The sequence below is a fragment of the Agrobacterium sp. CGMCC 11546 genome (assembly GCF_013365515.1).
In the GTDB taxonomy this organism is placed as follows: Bacteria; Pseudomonadota; Alphaproteobacteria; order Rhizobiales; family Rhizobiaceae; genus Agrobacterium; species Agrobacterium fabrum.
The window spans coordinates 1214576-1234875 of the sequence record NZ_CP047388.1; the positions used below are offsets into that span (position 1 = coordinate 1214576).

The following is a 20300-nucleotide window of genomic DNA, read 5'->3' on the forward strand; positions in this document are numbered from 1 at the left end:
GTCCTATTCTTGCGCGCTGGTGGTGTTTGCTGCTTCGCCGTCCATCAACCGCCGCAAGCTCAAGGGGCGCATGTCGGTCCACTCCACCTCGATATGATCGAGGCACGCCTGCTTCGATCCGGAAAAGCCGCTCAATCGCCACCCCGCCGGGACCGCCTTGTAGACCGGCCATATCGAGTATCGCTCCTCGTCGCTGATCACGACGTTGTAGTGCAGATCTTCAGCCAGTGTCTGGGAACTCATGGTGGTCACTCCGATCAATGTCTGTCGAGAAGACGGTGGTCCGCCAGAGCCGTCAGGCTTTGCAGAACAGCGTCGTGAACAAAGGCGATGTCGTCATCGCTATGGGCGGTGGAAAGAAAACCACCACGATCCCCGGCACGAAGGTGAACGCCGGAGGTCAGAAGAAGGAAGGAAAGCATGGTCACAGCCTGCGGCGAGATGCGGCTGCGGGCAGCGGATATGGCGAAGAACGAACCGAAGCTCATGAACGCCACGGGCAACCCGGCACCCTTCAGCGCACCGTTCAGCCGTTCCACGAATGCCTGGGTCCTGGCGTTGAGGCCCTCTTGCAGGGCTGGGCCGTCTTCCAGCAATCGCGTCGCGACCGCCTTTGCGGCTGCGAGCGCCAGCGGATGGCGGCAATAGGTTCCGGCAAAAAATGTCGGAGCCACCTTCGGGAAGGAGCTGTCGCCGTAAGCCCAGGCTCCGCCGTCGACGAAATCCATGAACCGCCCCTTGCCGGCGATGAGCGACAGCGGCAATCCGCCGCCGGCGATCTTGCCATAGGTGGCAATGTCGGCATCGATGCCGAAATGGGACTGCGCGCCGCCGGGTGCGACGCGGAAGCCAGTGATCATCTCGTCGAATATCAGCGCGCTTCCGGTCTTTTCGGTTACGCTTCGCAACTCATGCAGAAATTCGCGGGGCTGCAGTTCCGGGTTCCGGCTCTGAACGGGTTCGACAAGCACGCCGGCAAGGCTGTCGCCGTGACGCCTGATGTAATCGATGGAGCGGGGATTGCCGTATTCCAGCAGCACGATATCGCGGGCGGAGGAGGGTGCCACACCTGAAAAACCGGGAACTGCTTTCGTCAGCACCATGCGCCTCAGAAGTGGTTTCAGCGCCACGAGCCATGCCGGATGAGACCGCAGCAATGCGCCCCTGCGGATATATTCCAGTTTGGTCGCCTTATGCAGGGCAGGGTCGGAGTGGCCGTGATACGATCCTGTAAACAGGACGATCTTGTCGCGCCCCGTCGCAGCACGGGCTATCCGCATGGCCGTCTGCACGGCTTCCGTGCCGGTATTGCTGAATGTGACGCGGTCTTTTCCGGTGATACGGCAAAACAGTTCCGCGGTCTCGCCGGCCAGATCGGATTGCGGCCCGAGCGCAAAACCTTTGGTCAGCTGCGCTTCGATTGCCGTGCGGATGAAGGACGGATTATGGCCGAAGAGATTGGTGCCGAGGCCCATGAGAATATCGACATATCTGTTGTTGTCGACGTCCTGCAAATAAGCCCCTTCCGCATGGGTAGCGACAATGGGATACAGCGCCTCCTTGGTCTGCATCGTGAAGGGAAGGCCGATCGAGCTTTTGTCCGAAAGGAAATCGCGGTTATAGGCGGCGGCGCGCTTCGAACCCGGCGTCTTGAGGTTGAAGCCGGTAACGATGGCGGTGACAGGGTCAGTCGCAGGGTGGGTAGCCGTGCCGGAATTATTGTGAATATTCATTCGACGGCCTCCTTTGTGACTTCCTGCCCCGCGCGGTCGCCGGCAATCTTCGTGCAGAGGAAGTAGACTGCTCGTTCATCGGTCACCGGACCGCCATCGGTGCTTCGCATTTTCACCGAAAAGCCCGAGGCCCGGAGAAGCTCTGTCACGGTGTCCAGATCGTGTCCCCACACAGGGTTGGTGACCGAATGGCGCTCCCAGTTATTTCCGGGAATGCCGAAGCGGGCGATGAGAGCAAGCCGCCGGCGATTGGAAAGCAGCCGGGCCGCAAGCCTGTATGCCGCCTCCGCCAGCGAGAAACGCGCCGCTTTCGGCCTCGTATGGATTTCCACCGTGAATGAACCCTCGTTCGATTGTGAATTATAGCGGGGCGTGATCAGCCAGGCGTAATCGTCGGTGAGTTCGCCCTCGGCCGGCACATCGCACCAGTAGCGCGCCATCTGGCCGGGATGATTGATGTCGAAAGCGAAAATTCCCTCATCCTTCAGGCAGCGGCGGACGCTTGAAAAGACCTTCCGCAGGTCTTCGGTATTCTGGATGTGGTTCAGCGATGCGCTGGTGCAGACCACGCCGTCAAAGGGCTGTTCAAAGGTGAAATCCCGTGCGTCACCCAGAACAAATTCAAGGTCCGGTGCGTTGCCTCGGGCGTGGTTTATCATGTCCTGCGAACCATCCAGCCCGGTGACGGCATATCCGCGGTCAGCCATCAGCTTTGCAAGATGTCCCGTTCCGCAGCAGAGATCGAGAACCGAAGCGCCGTCCGGCAGCTGCGAAAGAATCGCCCGCGCCAGGGGGGCGATCTTCTGTTCGCTATAGCGCGGGCCAAGCGTGTGGTTGTAAAGCCAGGCCCAATGGTCGTAATTGCTGGCTTCGCTTGATATAACTGTGCTCATCGTTCACCCTGCTTTCGCGCGTCATCGGACGCCGCGTTCAGAAAGTTGGCCTTGGCAAATGCGCGCAGATATGTTCGCAAAAGCTCGAATGTCAGGGCCGGTTCGCGGAATGGCGCGTCCGACAATGCCGCCTGCGTGAGGTGGCAATCGAAGTTGCGCGTCTGTTTCTCATCGCTCTTGCCGGCGGCGGAAGGGGAGCGCAGCAGTCCCAGTAGCGGATAGAGCGGGTGGTCGGGCGTTCCGCGGGCCACATCGCCCAGCAAGTCCTGCCATTCCCGCTGCGAAACCCGTTTCAGTTCGATCCCCTCCAGTTCGCAGGCCTCAAACAGGCGGGCGCTTGAAACGGGGGAGGAATGAATGAGGTGGAAAACCTGTCCTGCCGAAGCCGGTTTGCCGGAGAGATGGACAATCGCCCGGGCCACATGGTCGACCGGCAGCATATCGAGCAGCCTTTCGCCTTCCGGCGCTGTCCCGGTGTAAAGATAGGCCTGCACCAGACGGCACAATATGTCCGAGCCGTTGAAGGCACCGGTAACGCTGTCACCCGAAATGGCGCCCGGCCGATAAATCGTCACCGGCAATCCCCGCCTGCCGGCTTCGTTGACGAGATGTTCCGCGACCCATTTGCTCCGGTTGTAACCGCCAGCGGGCGGGACAAACCCTTCTACGCTTTCCAGTTCGCAGACGGGCCGGGGATCGCCGCCGGAACCGCGGCGCGGCGTGAGCGCACTGAGTGTCGAGATGTAATGAACGTGCCGGCCCTCTCCGGCGCAGGCGAGTTGGAGAATTTCGCGGGTTCCAAGCACATTGGTCTCGCGCAGCCGCTCGTATCGATGCAGGTGGTGAACTTCCGCGCCATTGTGAAAAATACAATCGGCATTCCGGACAATATTGTCGTAGTCCGCGGCGGCAAGCCCGAGGCCCGGTTTGGAAAGCTCGCCCGCCACTATCGTCACGCGTTCCGTCAGCACGGACTGCGGCAGGTCATATTGCCGGAAGGCCTGACGCAGGCGGCTCATTCCATCGTCGCCGCGCACGAGGCAGGTGACTTTTCTCTCGGGGTCGCGAAGCAGCTCGTGGAGCAGATAGGTTCCGAGAAAGCCGGTCGCGCCGGTCAGGAAAACGTGGTCGGTGCCGCTTGTGGCTTTTGCCGTCGCGCTTGGGCGAATTGCGTCGTCCAGTTTTATATCGCGCTTCAGCAGCAGGGTTTCATCGTCGCTGCCGCCGGTATCTCTTGTCCGCAGGCGGTTCGCCAGCGCTTCCACCGTGGAGGCGTTGAAAAGATCGATAACGCCGATATCGAGCCCGAATTTGTCCTTTGCGACGGCGCAGAAACGGGTCGCCAGCAGCGAGTGGCCGCCAAGCGTGAAGAAATCGTCGGTTGCAGCAACCTGATCGATGTTCAGAACATGCCCGAACGCGCCGGCTATCCGGCCTTCCATCTCGCCTTCAGGCGCCCGGCCATCGGGGTCCGTTTCGGCGCGGGGAGCGGGGAGCTTTAAGGGATCGATCTTGCCATTCACGGTGAGCGGCAGCGCCTCGAGCCAGTCGAACGTGTCGGGCACAAGGAATTTCGGCAGGCGGTTTGCCAGCCACGCGCGGATTTCCGATGGCGTCGGTCTGGTTGCCGCGTCCTGATCTATTTGAGGAACCGCATAGGCGGCGAGCCTTTTGCCGCCGCGGCCATCGTCGCGCACCGCCACCGTTGCCGAAACGATGGCCGGGTGGGCAAGCAGGCCCGCTTCTATTTCCCCGGGCTCGATCCGGTATCCACGGATCTTGACCTGGCTGTCCAGCCGCCCCGAAACGTGAACCCGGCCATCGGCCAGCAAGACGGCGCGATCGCCCGTGCGGTAGAGCACGCCTGCGCGCCCATCTGTGGCAAATGGATCGGGAACGAAACGTTCGGCGGTCAGTGCCGCCCGGTCGTGATAACCGCGGGCAATGCCGCAGCCGCCGATATGAAGTTCTCCCGGCACACCGAAGGGCAACAGCTCGAGATTATCATCAAGCACATAGAGCTGCTTGTTTGCCGCGGGCCTAAGCACCGGCAGGCCGGCACGCCCGCCGCCCATGTCGACCATGCTGGCATTGACGGTGGTTTCGGTGGGGCCATAGGCATTGATGAAACGACGGTTCTTTCCCCATCTTTCGATGAGTTCGGGCATGGGAACCTCGCCCCCGACCAGAACGGTGCGCAGCGACGGCAGGACGTCAACCGGCAGGGAGAGCAGGGCCGATGGCGTCATGGTCAGATGCGTCACATGGCGCGCGCGCAGAATGTCGGCCAGTTCGGCGCCGGGAAGGGTCGCATATCGGGGCAGAAGGAGGAGTCTGGCGCCGGCGCCGAGGCTCATCACCAGTTCTGGAATGGAGGCATCAAAACTGAAGCTGAAGAACTGCAACACACAATCGTCAGCCGTGACGTCGCAGGCGCGAATCTTGTCCCGCGTCAGATTGATTAGCCCGCTATGATCGACAAGGACGCCTTTTGCCTTGCCCGTCGAGCCTGACGTGTAGATCACATAAGCCAGCTGCGACGGGTGGGTGACCGTTTCCAGGTTGTCGGCGCTTTCGTCGTCAGGGAAGTCCTCATCCAGATTGAGCCGGTCGGCTGTCTTTGGAAGATCGATCGAACTGTGGCTGACGACAAGCCGGGCACCCGCATCCGACAGCATGGCGCCGATGCGCTCTGCAGGGTACTCCGGATCGAGCGGCAGGTAGGCGCCGCCTGCTTTCCAGACCGCAAGCCAGGCCACGATCATGTCAAAGCTGCGCGGCAACGAGATTGCGACGACGGTTTCCGCGCTAACGCCCTTACGGCACAGCAGGCGCGCCAGCCGGTTTGCGCGCGCGTTAAGCTCGCCATATGTCATGATGTCATCGGCATCCGCCCGCGGCATGACGAGCGCCGCGGCCTGCGGCGCGCGTGCCACATGTGCTTCGAACAGTTCATGAAAATATTGTGGGCCCGCGTGTTCCTGCGCCGTGCTGTTGAAGTCGCAAATCCGCTGCTGCTGCTCCTCCTGTTTCAAAAGCGCAAGGGTTGCGACCGGGAGGGAGGGGGCGGCGGCGATGGATTTCAGCAGTTGCTGGAAATGGCTGGCGAACAGGCCAATCGTCTCGGCGCGGAACAGCGCGGTCTTATATTCGATCGTGCCGGAAAGCGCTGCCTCCGTCTCGCGCAGATCGAGGCACAGGTCCAGCCTCGAGACCTTGTCCTGGCGTGCAAGCCGGCGCATTTCGAGGCCGGGAAGCCGGATGCGCTCGCGTGGTGCGGCGTCGAGCTGGAATTTTATCTGGAATAGCGGGTGGCTGTCGGGGTCGCGTTGCGCACCGACCATATCGACAATGCGCTCGAACGGCATGTCCTGATGGCTGATGACCTGCTGCAGGGTCGCATGTGTTTCCCGCAGGGCCTTTTCGAAATTGCCGAAGGGATCGACACGCGATCTGACGGGAAGAGGATTGACGAACAGCCCGAGCAGATCTTCCGTCTCCACATGAGGGCGGCTGGCGACGGGTGTGCCGATCACCAGATCGGTCTGCCCGGTATAGCGGTGGATCAGCAGGTTGAAGGCGGTAAAAAGTGCCGTGAACAGCGTCGTTCCGTGTGCGGCGGCAATCTTGCGCAGCGCATCGGCGGTCTCTTTTTCGATCGTGAAGTCATGCAGTTCACCCGCATGGCCGTGGCCCGCGGTGCGCGCCATGTCCGTCACCAGCTGCGTGGTCTGTAGAGGCTGAGAAAGGTGCTGCTTCCAGAAGGCGTCGAGCGTTCCTGCGATTTCCGTCGCCAGACGCTCGCGCTGCCATGCGGCAAAGTCGCCATATTGTATCGGCAACGCAGCTTCCGGGGTCGCGTTACCGGATACTTCTGCGCTGTAAAACGCACCGAGATCTTTCAGCAGGATTTCAGTGGACCAGCCGTCGGCGCAGATGTGGTGCAGCGTGAAAACGAGGACATGGCGGCCGTCGTCGCACTTGGCGACGAGCAGGCGAATGGGTGGTTCGGCGGCAAGATCGAAGGGCCTGCTCGTTTCCGCATGAATGACGTCTTCCATCGCGGCAGCTGCCGGCGAAATCTCCACGACGGAAAACGGTGCGTCACAGGCAGCGGATATGGTCTGTTTCGGTACGCCCTTGTCGCTGTATATGCGGGCGCGAAGCACCGTGTGGCGGCTCATGACGCCGGCGAGTGCCGCCTTCAGCGCATCGAGATCGAGGGCGCCACGAACCTCAAGCGCAATGCAGATATGGTGCAATGCCGAGCCCGGATAGATCTGGTCGATCAGCCACAGTCTTTCCTGTGCGAAAGACAGCGGTGGGCAAGTCTCATTGCGGAGCGGAATATCATTCTGGCCGGGCGTGGCGGTATCCGCGTGCGCCATGTTGAGAAATGCCAGAATGTCGGTTTTTCTGGTCCGGATTTCGCTCATCACCGCGTCGTTCAGGTGACCATCGGGGTCTGAACATTTCAGGCTCCCGGCATCGATCCATACGCGGATATTGTTCTGATGAAGCCGGGTTATGAGGGTCTCTACTGGCTCGATGTAATTCATAAGCCGCCCCTTGGCTTTGTCAGCTTCACGCGATCCGAAGAATGAATGGTGAGCCCTTCCGGGTTAGTGTCGGGCAGCGTCGTCCGTATCGCTAAAACAACTATCAATTGCATGTTCGGCCGCCTGAAACCGGTCTTCAATTTCAATTTCTTATTCTTGACTAAGCGATTCAAGAATTATATGCAAGAGGTAATTGTTGTCATCGAGACGCAGCGGGCAGCGATGCATGCCGCTGACGATCGAGTGTGAGCAATCAGAACGATGAGCATCCTATGGTTGCTCTTCGTGAATAGTGATGGCCGGACGTCAGGAGTTTTTTCAGATGCAGATCATACCGATGTTCGCTCGAAAGCCATCTGGAGAACGCAATTTTATAACTATAATACATAGGCTTGAGGATATAGTCGCAGAACGGCCGGCAGACGAGGCGTTCCGTTTTTTTCCCGATGACCCAGGAGCGATCGATGAAAGCCGTAGTGACGGCTGGACGTGGGGCGAATTGAGCGCTCGCGTTAAGATTGTTTCCGATGAGGTTTCCAAGACAGGTCTCGTCGGGCAGGGCGGCCGGGTCCTCATCGTTTATCCGCCTGGTCTCGCCTTCATCGCAGCCTTCCTCGGATGCCTGCATGCCGGTGCCGTACCGGTGCCTGTCCCGGCGCCGCGGCGAAATGAAGGAATACACCGTTGGTTGCATATTGCGAAAGACGCCGGCATCTCGGGAATCGTTTGCGCTGACGAATTGAAGGAGCTGCTCGAGCCGCTCCAGAGGGCCGTCGGCCACGGATTTTGCCTTGCGCCTTCAGGCGCCGATCCGAATATCCCACTGCACGATCTGACGCCTTCCTCAAGCGCGCCTGCCGTTCTCGACGGAAGCCGGATTGCATTTCTGCAATATACGTCCGGTTCGACCAGTGATCCGAAAGGCGTCATGGTCACCCATGCCAACCTGATGGCCAACCTGCGGCAGATCAGCCTTGCGTTTCACTATGGTGCCGAGGATCGGTCCGCGACGTGGTTGCCCCATTATCACGATATGGGGCTGATCGACGGCATCCTGTCACCGATCTTCAACGGATTTCCGGTGTCGATCATGGCGCCTGCCAGCTTTCTGCGGCGTCCCCTGCGATTCCTTGAACTGGCGACGCAAAACCGGGCGACCATCATCGGCGGGCCGAATTTCGCCTATGAACATTGCGCCGACCGCTACAGTGCGGAAGGGGCAGCACAGCTTGATCTCTCCGCAGTCCGCATCGCCTATAATGGGGCGGAGCCCGTGCGCCCGCACACGCTGAGACGCTTCAGCGCCCTGTTTGCTGATCACGGCTTCCGGCACGACGCTTTCTATTGCTGCTATGGCCAGGCCGAAGCCACGCTTTTCCTGACTGGAAATGCTCCATCCGATCCGCCGCAATTGCGGTGCTTCGAGCGCGAAACGCTGGCGAAACGGGGAACGGCGCTGCCGCTCCCGGCTGGAGCGGACGAGCATGATGCAATCGAACTGGCGGCCTGCGGACGTCCCGGAGCGGATATCGAGATCGTTGTCATGGAACCCGAGGAAAACCGGCTGCTCGATGATGGGCAGGTCGGCGAATTGTGGATCCGGGGTCCGAATATCACGCCCGGTTACTGGGCAAGGGCAAAAGCAAGCGCGGAAAGCTTCGACCAGAAAATCGCCGGTGAAGGTGGCTGGCGCCGGACGGGCGATCTCGGCTTTCGCCATGAAGGGCAATATTTCATTACCGGCCGTCTCAAGGACCTCATCATCATCAGGGGGCAGAACCATCATCCCGAGGACATAGAGCAGACCGCCTTCTCCTCGCATTCAGCACTTGCGCAGGGGCGAGCGGGCGCTTTCGCGCTTGACGTGGACGGGGAGGAGCAGGTCGGTCTCGTTTGTGAGCTTACGCGCGATGGTTTGCGCAATCTCGATGCCGAAGCCGTGCTGCAAGCCATTCGTGGTTCCATTTCCCGTGTTCACAAGCTCAAGCTTGCCACCATCGTCCTCATCCGCCCCAGCAGCCTGCCGCGCACGCCGAGCGGCAAGGTGCGGCGTTTTGCCTGCCGCCAGGATCTGCTGAATGGCAATCTCAAGGTGGTCGAGCGTTGGGAGGCCGCCCCGCAGGCGAATTTCACGCCCGTTGCCGAGCCGGGTGCGGTTGCGGACTGGGCGCAACAATTGGCGCAGGTTGACCGATCCCGATATCCGGCCCTGCTTCGGCAGTGGATCAGGGAGGAAGTCTCATGGCTTTCCCGTCTTCCTGCCGGAACTCTGCCCGCTGCGAATGCCGGTTTTTTTGATCTCGGACTGGATTCCGTGGCGCTTGTCGGCCTTGCCGGAACGCTGGAGCGCGAACTGGGTGTCAGAACGCAGCCGACGCTGTTTTTCGAGCATTCGACGATCGATGCGCTGGTGGAACATCTCTGCGGCAATCTCCTCACCGCCGATGTAACGGCGCAGTTGGATGAGACGCCGATACAAAATTCCCGTCCGGACGAACCGCAGGAAGAAACCGACCTCTCGTCCGAACTGGCTGCCCTGTCGTCACTTCTGCAGGCCGGAACAGGCCGGAAATAATCTCACGCTTTTCATGCAATCGATGATCGGAGCCATCGCCGATGAACGTAAAACAACAGGCCGGGGCCGGCAGTCAGTCCGATCAGGCGACATTGCTCGGAATATTGCGGGACGCGCGGGAGCGTCTGGAGATTTTCCAGACACGTCAGGATGAGCGCGTCGCGATCATCGGCCTTGCAGGACGGTTTCCCGGTGCCGATGACATTGATGCTTTCTGGCAATTGCTTGCCGATGGCGGCTCGGGATTGACGGCGGTCACGGATGCCGATCTCGAAAGCGCCGGTGTCGACCCGCAATTGGCGGGACAGCCCGACTATGTCAGGGTCTGGGGCGGGTTCAGCGACCCGACCGCTTTCGATGCCGGGTTTTTCGGTTATGCCCCAAGGGAAGCGCAGTTGCTCGATCCGCAGCAACGGGTGTTTCTCGAATGCGCCTGGAACGCGCTGGAACATGCCGGTTACGGAAGCGGGAAGAGCCGGGGCCGCACGGGCGTTTATGCGGGCGGTTCGCTGAATTATCACTTCACCCATATCCATTCCGACCCCACCCTGCGCGACAGCGTGGCGCCGCTGCAGGCAGGGCTCGGCAATGTTTCCGGTATGATCGCATCGCGCGTCGCTTACCATCTCGATCTTGATGGCCCGAGTGTGGGCGTCCAGGCAACCTGCGCCACCGGGCTGGTGTCGGTGCATCTCGCCGTCCAGGCATTGCTGTCGGGTGAATGCGAGATGGCGGTGGCCGGCGCGGTTTCCGTCGGCCAGCCAAAACCTGCCGGTTATCTTTATGAGGCGGGTGGCATCGGTGCTCCGGATGGTGAATGCCGGCCATTCGATGCGGCTGCGAACGGCACCATATTTACCAATGGCGTTGGCACCGTGATTCTGAAGCGCCTCGGCGATGCGAAGGCGGCTGGCGATACGGTCTATGCCGTCATTGCGGGATCGGCGATCGGTAACGACGGGAGCTCCAAGGTCGGGTTGACGGCGCCGAGTGTCAAAGGTCAGGCTTCGGTTCTCAAGAAGGCACTGGCCAATGCGGGCATCGCGCCTTCGGCGGTGGATTATGTGGAAGCGCACGCGACCGCGACGGCGATTGGCGATCCGATCGAGCTGACCGCGCTGAACCGTATCTACGGGCCGTCGCTGCGGGCCGAAGGCCGGACTTGTCTCATCGGTTCGCTCAAGGGAAATGTCGGGCATATGGATGCCGCGGCCGGCATTGGCGGGCTCATCAAGACCGTCCTTGCGCTGCGGCATGAATGCCTGCCCGCAAGCGGCAATTTCACGACGCAAAGCAGCGCCTGCGATTTTGAAAGCGGTCCCTTCCGGGTGGCCGCAGGCAAGTCCGACTGGAAAGCCGATGCCGACAGACCGCGCCGTGCCGCCATTAGCGCTTTCGGCATGGGGGGCAGCAATGCCCATGTGATCATTGAGGAGGCACCCGCACGACAGGAATCGGCGCAAGGCGAGGCGGGCGCGCTGCTGCTGCCGCTCTCGGCGCGTTCGGCCGCATCGCTCGCCGCAATGCAATCGTCCCTTTCGGATGCGCTCGCGAAAATCGGAGAAAATGAAGGGGTATCCGTTGCCGATGTCGCCCTTACGCTGCAGACAGGGCGCGAGACCTTCAACCACCGTTCCATCACGGTCGCGACGACGCTATCCGATGCATCCGAGAAACTGAAAGCCGCATCCGGACCCGGTTTCGCAACTGGCCAGATCCCGCAGCATGATCCAAGTCTGATATTCATGTTTCCGGGCCAGGGCAGCCAGCATGTGGGAATGGCCCGGTCGCTTTATGAGCGTGAGGAGCACTTCCGGGCCGCGCTGGATGAATGCCTGTCACTGATACCAGACGATCTTGGAATCCGCCCACTGCTTCTTGCAGAGGCAGATGCCTCCGATACCGGGCTGGACCGCACCGACCGCGCCCAGCCCGCTTTGTTCGCCGTTGAATATGCGCTGGCCAGAATGTGGATGCAGAAGGGTTTGCAGCCGCGGGCGATGATCGGCCACAGCGTCGGTGAATATGTAGCGGCCTGCCTGGCCGGGGTTTTCTCCCTGAAAGATGCCATGTTCCTCGTGCTGGCACGGGGGCGGTTAATGCAGGGTTGCGCGCCCGGCGGAATGTTGGCGGTGATGCTGCCAGAGTCTGATCTGCGCGCCCGGCTGGAAGAGGGGCTGGAAATAGCTGCGGTGAACGGGCCGGGCAGTTGTGTCGTCGCTGGCGACACGGAGGCTCTGCGTCGTTTTGCCGAACGTCTGGAGAGGGACGGGGCCGGGTGCCGGCTGCTCAGGACATCGCATGCGTTTCACAGCGCGGCGATGGAGCCGATTCTCGAAGAGTTTGCGGGCCTGTTCGACGGCATCGCTCTCTCTGCGCCGGCAATCGATGTGATGTCCAATCTTTCCGGAAACTGGCTGCGGGCCGAAGAGGCCTGCGATCCACAATACTGGACCCAACATCTTCGCAGGGCGGTAAATTTCAGCGACGGCATAAAACATAGTCTCGAGCTTTCCGCTCCCGTGCTGTTGGAGGTCGGGCCCGGCTCCACGCTTTCAAGGCTGGCGCGCCAGCAGGCAAATGATGATTGCCGCATCGTCACGTCATTGCCGGATGCGGCCGGTGCGGCAGGCGCTGCCGACCATGCGCTGCTGGCCTTCGGACAGCTGTGGCTGGCGGGTATCGATATCAGCTGGGAGGCGCTTCACGACGGATCGCCGCGTCGCCGTGTTGGCTTGCCGGGCTATCATTTCGAGCGTCAGTCATACTGGATCGCGCCGCCCGCAAGCCGGCAGGAAGTAGCCGCTCCTGCAACCCACAGACCGATGGCCGAATGGTTCCATCAGCCGGTGTGGAAGACACGGCCGTTGAAAAACGGGTCAGCGTCAAGCGCTCGAGGCCGCTGGCTCGTGTTCGGTGCGGAGGCTCTTTTCGATATTCCGGACGGGATCGATGCGGTTGTGGTTCGTGAGGGTGCGACATTCAGCGCTTCCGAGAAAGCCTATACGATTGATCCGGCGAAAGCGGAGCATCTTGTTGCCGTGTTCGATGATCTCGCCGAAAAGAACTGGACGCCGGATCAGATCATTAGCGGTTTTGGATTGGCGGAGACGGACCTGCCGGATGCCGCGTGGAATTTCGCGCTAGCTCTTGCCGGAACGCTTGCCGGCGGCAAGCTGCGCCCGGATGTGACATTCATCGGCCGCTCCATGCATGGGATTTTCGCCGCCGACAGCGTCGAGCCCGCAAGAGCCCGGATCAACGGGCTGGCGCGCATGCTGGGTCAGGAACTGCCGGGATTGTCCTGCCGCAGTATCGATCTTCAGGGGTTGCAGGACGCAAATGCCGCAAAGTATCTTCGGAACGTCATCTCGTCACCGTTTGTCGAAGGAGAGCAGATTTATGCTCTCCGCGACGGTATTTTGCTCTCGCTCTCCCATGAGCGTGTCGAACTCAGCGAGGCGGCAGATGGCGCTGTCGCAAAGCGCGGCGAAACCTATCTCGTCATCGGCGAACTTCTGGGAGGGCTGGGTCTTGTCTATGCCCGCGCCCTCATCAAAGCTGGGGCGAAAGTCATTCTGGCGGGTCGCGCGGGAATTCCGCTGGTGCCGGACTGGGAGCGCTGGCTTGCATCCCACAGCCCCCGCCATCCGGTCAGCCTTTTTATCCAGACGCTCAGATCGCTCGGAACGCCCGGAAAGGACTATCTTCTCTTTTCCGGCGATGTCAGCGATGCGTCATGGCTTCGGTCCGCGCTGGAGGAGGGTGAGAAAAACCTTGGTCGGGTGAAAGGTGTTTTCCACACAGCCGCCATGGGCGACCAATATTTCGGCCTGCTCAGCAGTGAAAATTTCGACACGAAAAGCCTTCAGACCGTAAAGTCCGGCGCCATCGATGCCCTTGATCGTGTCGTTGGAACGCGCAGCGATATTTTCGTGCTCGTCCAGTCGTCGCTGTCATCGATCGTTGGTGGCACCGGTCTTGGCCGATACGCTGCGGAAAATTCCTATCTGGATGCTTTCGTTTCCGCAAAACGGCGCGCGTCCGGTCCGGTCTGGAAATCCGTCAACTGGGATGCCTGCGCAGCGGTTCACGCGACGGAGGCTGACCATGCGGCCCACAGGGAAATAAACCCGGAGGAGGTCTGGCAGGTCACGGCGCAGGTCCTTTCGGAGGCTTCACCGGCGTCAATTGTGGTCACGCCCTATGATCTCGGAAACCGCCCGGCAGCGGATGTTCAGGATGCTGCCCACGGCGCTGTGGCGACCAGCCAGAAATCATCCCGCAGCGGGGTATCGGCCGCCTATGTCGCGCCGCAGGGGCCGCTTGAGGAAGACGTCGTCGCCATCTTGGCGGAGCTTCTCGGGATAAACGGTATCGGCGTCGCCGACAATTTCTTCGAACTCGGCGGTCACTCGTTGCTCGCCATCCAGGTCGTCGCGCGGCTTCGAAAACGCTTTGACGTTGAAATTCCGATGCGTGCCCTGCTTTTCGACGCACCGACGGCCGCCGGCCTCGCCAGGGTCATTCAGGAGGGTCTCGACGCCCGCAACAAGGAGGCGGATATGCTCGCCTCGATGCTTGATGACGTCGAGGCCGGTCGTTGAAGACGCCGACAACGCTCACACACAATCGGGATCATTCTGATGAAATTCAGCCTTTTTTATTTTGACGGTGACGGATCGCGTCCGGGTCAGGAAAACTACCGTCTGCTGATGGATAGCGCGCAATTTGCGGACAAAAACGACCTCGAAGCCCTGTGGGTGCCGGAACGGCATTTCCATGCATTTGGCGGTCTTTACCCCAATCCTTCGATCGTCAGTGCCGCGCTGGCCATGGTCACGCGCAAGGTGCAGCTGCGAGCCGGCAGCGTTGTTGCGGCCCTGCACCATCCTGCCCGCGTGGCCGAGGAATGGGCGGTCGTCGATAATCTTTCCGGCGGCAGGGCAGGCATCGCGATTGCAGCCGGCTGGACGAAAGATGAATTCGTCTTTTCGAAGGAGCCGCACGGCCACCGCCGTAGCACCATGTGGCGCTCCTATGAACAGATCACCCGGCTGCTTGCCGGTGAAGCGGTCTCGTTCGAGGATGCGGACGGCAATATCGTCGAGGCAAAAACCCTGCCACGGCCCGTGCAGTCGCGCATCCCCTTCTGGGTCGCGTGCCAGTCCACGGAAACCTTCATCGAAGCAGGCCGCCGCGGCCTCAACGTCCTGACGGCTTTGCTCGGCGAGACGACGGAGTCGCTTGCGCCCAAGATTGCGGCCTACCGCAAATCGCGGGAAAAACATGGGCACGATCCGGCGGCGGGGACGGTCAGTATGATGGTCCACACCTTCCTGGGTGACGATACCGGCAAGGTCAAATCCAATGTTTCCAAGCCGTTCGGGGATTATCTCCGCACGCACTATCACTTGCTCGAAGGCCTTGGGCGGAGCATGGGTGTCGACATAACGCTTGATAATTTCAGCGATGACGATCTCGACAGCCTGATCGAATTCGGCATTGAGGGTTTCATGAAAGGCAGGTCCCTGATCGGTACACCCGAAAGCTGCCAGTCGACGGTGGATACATTGGCGGAGATGGGGGTCGATGAAATCGCCTGCCTGATCGATTTCGTCCAGGATTACGACCTCGTTATGGGCAGCCTGCCATTCCTGCTGAAACTCGTGGAAGCAAACCGGCCGCCAATGCGCGTTGCCAGAGCGGTCTGAAGGATTTGCGATGATGTCGAATGCCGAGACGATTGCTCTATTGCGTAACCGCATCGCAAATCTTGACCCGGAACAGCGGGCCCGGCTGCGCTCGCAGATAGAGGCGCGCGGCATGTCATGGCACGATGTCGCACCGGAGGGTGACGATGGTGCCGACGGGGCCGGGCGATTGCCGCTGACATCATCGCAGATGCATTTCTGGCTGCAGCAGAAGATTTTCCCTGAGAGCTCGGCCTATGTCATTCCATTTCGGTGGCATATCGACGGCGCGCTGGACCACGACGCGATCCTCCGCACGCTTCGGATTATCGTCGCGCGGCACGAGCCGCTGCGAACGGCTTTTCCGCTTGAAGAGGGAAGGCCCTGGCAGCAGGTTCACGGTGATATGGAGCCCGAACTTGTGGTTTCCGATTGCCGGTCCATGTCTGCTGCCGATTGCGACGAGACCATAGGCCGGATCGCCCGCACAGCTTTCGATCTGTCCAAAGCGCCGCTGATGCGCACGCATCTTCTGCAGCTTGGAGAAAACGAGCATATTCTCATATTCGTTTTTCATCACACGGTTGCCGACGGATGGTCCCGCGGCATTCTGATGCGCGAATTTTCGTTATGTTACGCCGCGGTCGCAAACGGGCAGGAACCGGTCCTCGATCCCTTGCCGCGATCCTATGGCGACTTCGTCCGCGTCAGGCAAAAATGGTCCGGCACGAAGGACTACGAGCGGCAAAAACAATATTGGGTCAACCGGCTGCAAAATCTCGAGCCGCAGGAATTTCCCGCCGATTATCCCCGCCATGAAACGACTGATATGGCCTGCGAGACGCTGGTGAAAGAGATTTCGCAGGAGCTGATGGCGCAAGTGTCGGCTCTGGCCGCCAAACTCGGCACGACGACCTTTGTGGTGTTTGCCGCCGTCTTCCAGCTTTTGCATCACCGTTATACCGGTCGCAGGGACCTTGCCGTGTGCGTACCCGTTGCCGGTCGCGGCGATCCCGATACGGCAGGGTTGATCGGCTTGTTCACCAATACCATTGTGTTGCGCAACGATCTCAGCCCCGCCATGTCATTCCGGGACTGGGCGAGACGTATACAGGAAGACTTCGCCAATGCTTTGGAGCATCAGGACTATCCCTTTGCAGAGTTGATGGATGTGCTCGGCAGTAACCGCGAAGGGGTGGAAAATTCACCGTTCCAGATTTCCTTTCAGGTCCAGACGCAGGGCTACAGGCAGCAGAATGCGCAGGGCTTCGATCTGGGCAATGCCAGCCTGCGGGTAAGGCAGGAAGCGATACCGGTTGCGGAAGCAAAGCTCGATATGAGCTGGATGATCATGGAGCGCGCATCGGGCGCACTTGTCACCGTCGAATACCGGTCCGGTCGGTTCGAGGCGGTGCGCATGGAGCGGCAGCTGGAGCATTTCGAAAACCTGCTGCGCTCGGTCGTTGCTTCCCCCGACGCGCTTCTTCCGACCTTCGACTATATCTCCGCCCGGGAGCGCGAAGCCCTTCTTTCATCGGGCGCGCTCGTTGCGAGGCCTCTCCCGGTCAAGGGCGTGCACGACCTGATAAGCAGCGCGGCGCGCCTCCATCCCGAAAAGATTGCCATCGAATGCGTCGGCCGGAGCTGGACCTATAGTCAGCTCGAAGAGGCGTCGAATAATCTCGCACGGGCGCTTCTGACGCTGGAGAGGCCGGTTAAACCGGGAATGCGGGTCGCGGTTTCGTTGCCGGGGCAGGCGAGCGGCATCATATCGTTCCTTGCGATCATAAAGGCTGGCGGGGTTTATGTGCCGATCGATCCGCGCCACCCGGCAGACAGGATCGGTTACGTGCTGGAGGATGCCGCAACGGTTCTGGTGCTGACAGATGATGCGGGGCTTTTCCCCGGCATTACCTGCATCGATCCTGTTCATCATCTTGAGAACCAGCCGGATGCCGTGCTTCCGGCGATGCCTGATAACAGTGACATCTATATCCTCTACACCAGCGGCAGCACCGGGCGACCCAAGGGGGTGCCGATTACGCACCGGGGTCTGCTCAATCAATTCCAGTCAATGGCGCGCCAGCCGGGCATAAGGGCCGGAGACCGAATGCTTTCAGTAACGACGCCGGCATTCGACATTTCCGTTCTGGAAATGCTCTGGCCATTGAGCGTTGGCGCCACGGCCGTCATGCGTGAACCGGACCTTTTGCTTCAACCTGAGAAGCTGGGAAGGACGCTAGACGAACATGATATTTCGCATTTCCAGGCGACCCCCGCCACCTGGCGAATGCTGCTGGACAGTGGCTGGCAAGGGAAAAAATCCCTCACCGGCCTCTGCGGCGGCGAGGCTCTCGATGCGCAACTTGCCGGCCGGCTTATTCAAAAGATCGGCTCTCTCTGGAATGTCTACGGTCCGACCGAAACGACGATCTGGGCAGGCGCATTGCTGGTGGAGGAGGCCCATTCCAGAAGCGGCAAGGTGCCGATCGGCGGCCGTCTGGACAACACCTCATTTCTGGTGCTCGATGCCTATATGGATCCCGTTCCGGAAGGCGTGCCTGGCGAGTTGCACATTGGCGGCATAAGCCTGAGCCGCGGCTATTGGGAGCGACCGGCGCTTGCGGCCGAAAAATTCGTTCCCGATCCCTATGACCGGACATCCACGCCGGGTTCGCGCCTCTACAAAACGGGTGATCTCGTCGTGCGCAGACCGGATGGCAATCTGGAATTCGTCGGACGGACCGACTTCCAGATCAAGCTGCGCGGCTATCGTATCGAGGTCGGAGAAATCGAGAGCCTGCTTCAGGAAGAGAACGGGGTCGATCAGGTTCTGGTTCTGCTTGACGCGAACAAGCAGCAACTGCTGGCGTATGTTCTACTTGAGGATCGCTCCGGCACGGTCGATAAGGGTGCCATGGGTATCAGGCTCAGCAGGGCGCTTTCGGCCCGGTTGCCGCGTTACATGGTGCCTTCGCATTTCATCCTTCTGGAAGAGTTTCCGATGAATGCGAATGGCAAAGTGGATCGCAAACGTCTGCTGCTGCCGGATCGCTCGGAACGGGCGGCTTCCGAAATCACCTCTCCGGCAAACAATGTCGAACAGGCCCTCCACGCCCTCTGGCAGAAGATGCTCAAGCGCGAGGATATTGGCGTCAACGACAATTTTTTCGAGCTGGGAGGCGATTCCCTCCTGATCGTCGCCATGCCTGCCAGGGTGCGTGATGCTCTTGGCATCGAGCTGGAAGTCACGGATTTCTTCCGTTTTCCGACATTGGAAACACTGGCCGGCCACATAATCGATCTGCAGCACGGCAAGACTGCGGCGCCAGAGAGTGCGCGTGGGCGAGGCGACACCAGGGGCAAGGGGCGTGAACGGCAATTGCAGCGGCGCATCAGGTCAGGCAATTTCGCCTGACCTGCCTATAAAGTCTGTCAGGATCACCGCCATGGAACAGGGCGCCGCAACCGCCGATAAAGAAGACTTCAATGCGCGTGGCAAGCCCACCCTGTTCCAGTTGAGCTTTCCGCTCCTGCTTCATTCGCTGCTGAGCTTCTTCGTCAATCTGGCCGATACCGCAATCATAAGCGCCTATTCGGCAGAAGCAGCGGCAGCCGTTGCCGTCGCCAAACAGGTGATGATGATCGCTTTCGAATTGTCCGGGCTGGTCGGCATCGGCGCGGTCATCGTCATTTCCCGGCACCTTGGCCGAGGAGAAGTGGAGGCGGCACGGCAGGTGGTGGCGGTGGCGCTCCTGACCAACACGCTTGTTGGTCTGGCACTTGGCCTGTCTTTGATGGTTGCCGGCCCCTTCGTGCTTGAACAGCTGGCCGGGTCGACCTCCCTCAATGACGAGGCCGGCCTCTACCTGAACATCGTCGCGGTCGGCATGGTCTTTAACGGCTTCATAGCCGCCGGGCTTGCCTGTCTGCGCGCATTCGGCCACAGCAGGTTGATCCTGGCATTCGGGGTGGGCGTGTCAGCTTTTTACCTTCTCGCCGAATGGATTCTCATTCTGGGGGTGGGTCCGTTGCCGGGCATGGGCGTGACGGGTGCCGCACTTGGCACCTTCAGTATTCGCGTGCTGACGACAGTCGTTCTGACGCCGGTTCTCATGCGGAAACTGGGGTTGCGTTTCTCATTTGCCGAGACGATCGCGCGTCTTGCGATTGCCCGACGGATGATCGCAATCGCCTTACCGAGTGTGACCGATTATATTGCCTACAGTTTTTACCAGATCATTCTTTTGGGGCTGGTTGCCAGATTCGGCGTCGAGGCCGTCCTGGGCCGCACCTATACGATGCTGGCCATGGCATTTCTGATCGTTGTCGTCATGGCAATCAGCCAGAGCAACGAGGTTCTGATCGGTTACCGCTTCGGTGAACGGCGGCTTGAGGCGGCGACCAGCCAGGCGCTCCGGTCTGCAAGCGTTGCCGCTGCCGCGACGACGTCCATCGCCACACTGATCTGGCTCGCATCGGTTCCTTATATCAAGTTGTTCACCGACAATCCCGCCGTGATAGAATTGTGCGACAGCCTGCTATTTCTGACGATATTCATTCAGCCGGGATTTGCATTCAATACGATCCTCTTTCAATCGCTGCGGGCGGTGGGCGATGTCCGCTGGCCGGTTTTCGTCAGCCTGACCGTGACATGGGGTCTTGGCCTTTCCACGGCCTGGTTCTTCTGCCTGTTCCTCAATCTCGGGGTGACGGGTGTATGGTTGTCGCTGATCATAGAGGAGACCGTAAAGGGCAGTCTGTTCCTGCACCGCTGGCTCTCACGCGGGGTTAGGCACGAGGCGGGCTGATGTATCCATCATGCGGGATGGCCGGCATGGAGCAAT

At 60.4% G+C, this 20300-nt stretch carries 9 protein-coding genes; 5 read left to right on the forward strand and 4 right to left on the reverse strand.

All coding sequences use genetic code 11. From position 1 onward, the window contains the following. Nucleotides 1-3: 3 nt before the first annotated feature. The 4 genes from GSF67_RS20210 to GSF67_RS20225 are packed head-to-tail and all read right to left on the reverse strand — an operon-like array spanning nucleotide 4 to nucleotide 7185. Entirely contained in the window at nucleotides 4-243 is a 240-nt protein-coding gene (locus GSF67_RS20210; RefSeq protein ID WP_006310331.1) for an MbtH family protein, read from the reverse strand. A 14-nt stretch (nucleotides 244-257) separates the two neighbouring features. Then, the gene (locus GSF67_RS20215; protein ID WP_006310332.1) at nucleotides 258-1733 is read right to left on the reverse strand and encodes an aspartate aminotransferase family protein; all 1476 of its coding nucleotides are present in this window, start codon (nucleotides 1731-1733) and stop codon (nucleotides 258-260) included. After that, nucleotides 1730-2626: a class I SAM-dependent methyltransferase gene (locus tag GSF67_RS20220; protein WP_006310333.1), complete on the reverse strand. Its 897-nt coding sequence runs from the start codon at nucleotides 2624-2626 to the stop codon at nucleotides 1730-1732. Before GSF67_RS20220 ends, GSF67_RS20215 begins: the two co-directional genes overlap by 4 nt. Further along, nucleotides 2623-7185: a non-ribosomal peptide synthetase gene (locus GSF67_RS20225; RefSeq protein ID WP_006310334.1), complete on the reverse strand. Its 4563-nt coding sequence runs from the start codon at nucleotides 7183-7185 to the stop codon at nucleotides 2623-2625. Before GSF67_RS20225 ends, GSF67_RS20220 begins: the two co-directional genes overlap by 4 nt. 337 nt (nucleotides 7186-7522) lie before the next feature. On the opposite strand from GSF67_RS20225, the gene GSF67_RS20230 reads away from it, so the two are divergent. The 5 genes from GSF67_RS20230 to GSF67_RS20250 are packed head-to-tail and all read left to right on the forward strand — an operon-like array spanning nucleotide 7523 to nucleotide 20264. Continuing rightward, the gene (locus GSF67_RS20230) at nucleotides 7523-9760 is read left to right on the forward strand and encodes an AMP-binding protein (protein WP_256435178.1); all 2238 of its coding nucleotides are present in this window, start codon (nucleotides 7523-7525) and stop codon (nucleotides 9758-9760) included. Nucleotides 9761-9801: 41 nt separating this feature from the next. Then, nucleotides 9802-14367, forward strand: a complete 4566-nt coding sequence (locus GSF67_RS20235; protein WP_176072074.1) for a type I polyketide synthase — start codon at nucleotides 9802-9804, stop codon at nucleotides 14365-14367. A gap of 39 nt (nucleotides 14368-14406) precedes the next feature. Next, nucleotides 14407-15474: an LLM class flavin-dependent oxidoreductase gene (locus GSF67_RS20240; RefSeq protein ID WP_006310339.1), complete on the forward strand. Its 1068-nt coding sequence runs from the start codon at nucleotides 14407-14409 to the stop codon at nucleotides 15472-15474. Nucleotides 15475-15484: 10 nt separating this feature from the next. Further along, nucleotides 15485-18871 carry a non-ribosomal peptide synthetase gene (locus GSF67_RS20245; protein ID WP_006310340.1) on the forward strand — a complete coding sequence of 1129 codons (3387 nt, stop codon included), beginning with the start codon at nucleotides 15485-15487 and terminating at the stop codon, nucleotides 18869-18871. Between the two features lie 31 nt (nucleotides 18872-18902). Further along, on the forward strand, nucleotides 18903-20264 hold the full coding sequence (locus GSF67_RS20250) for an MATE family efflux transporter (protein WP_006310341.1): 1362 nt from the start codon (nucleotides 18903-18905) through the stop codon (nucleotides 20262-20264). Nucleotides 20265-20300 lie beyond the last annotated feature (36 nt).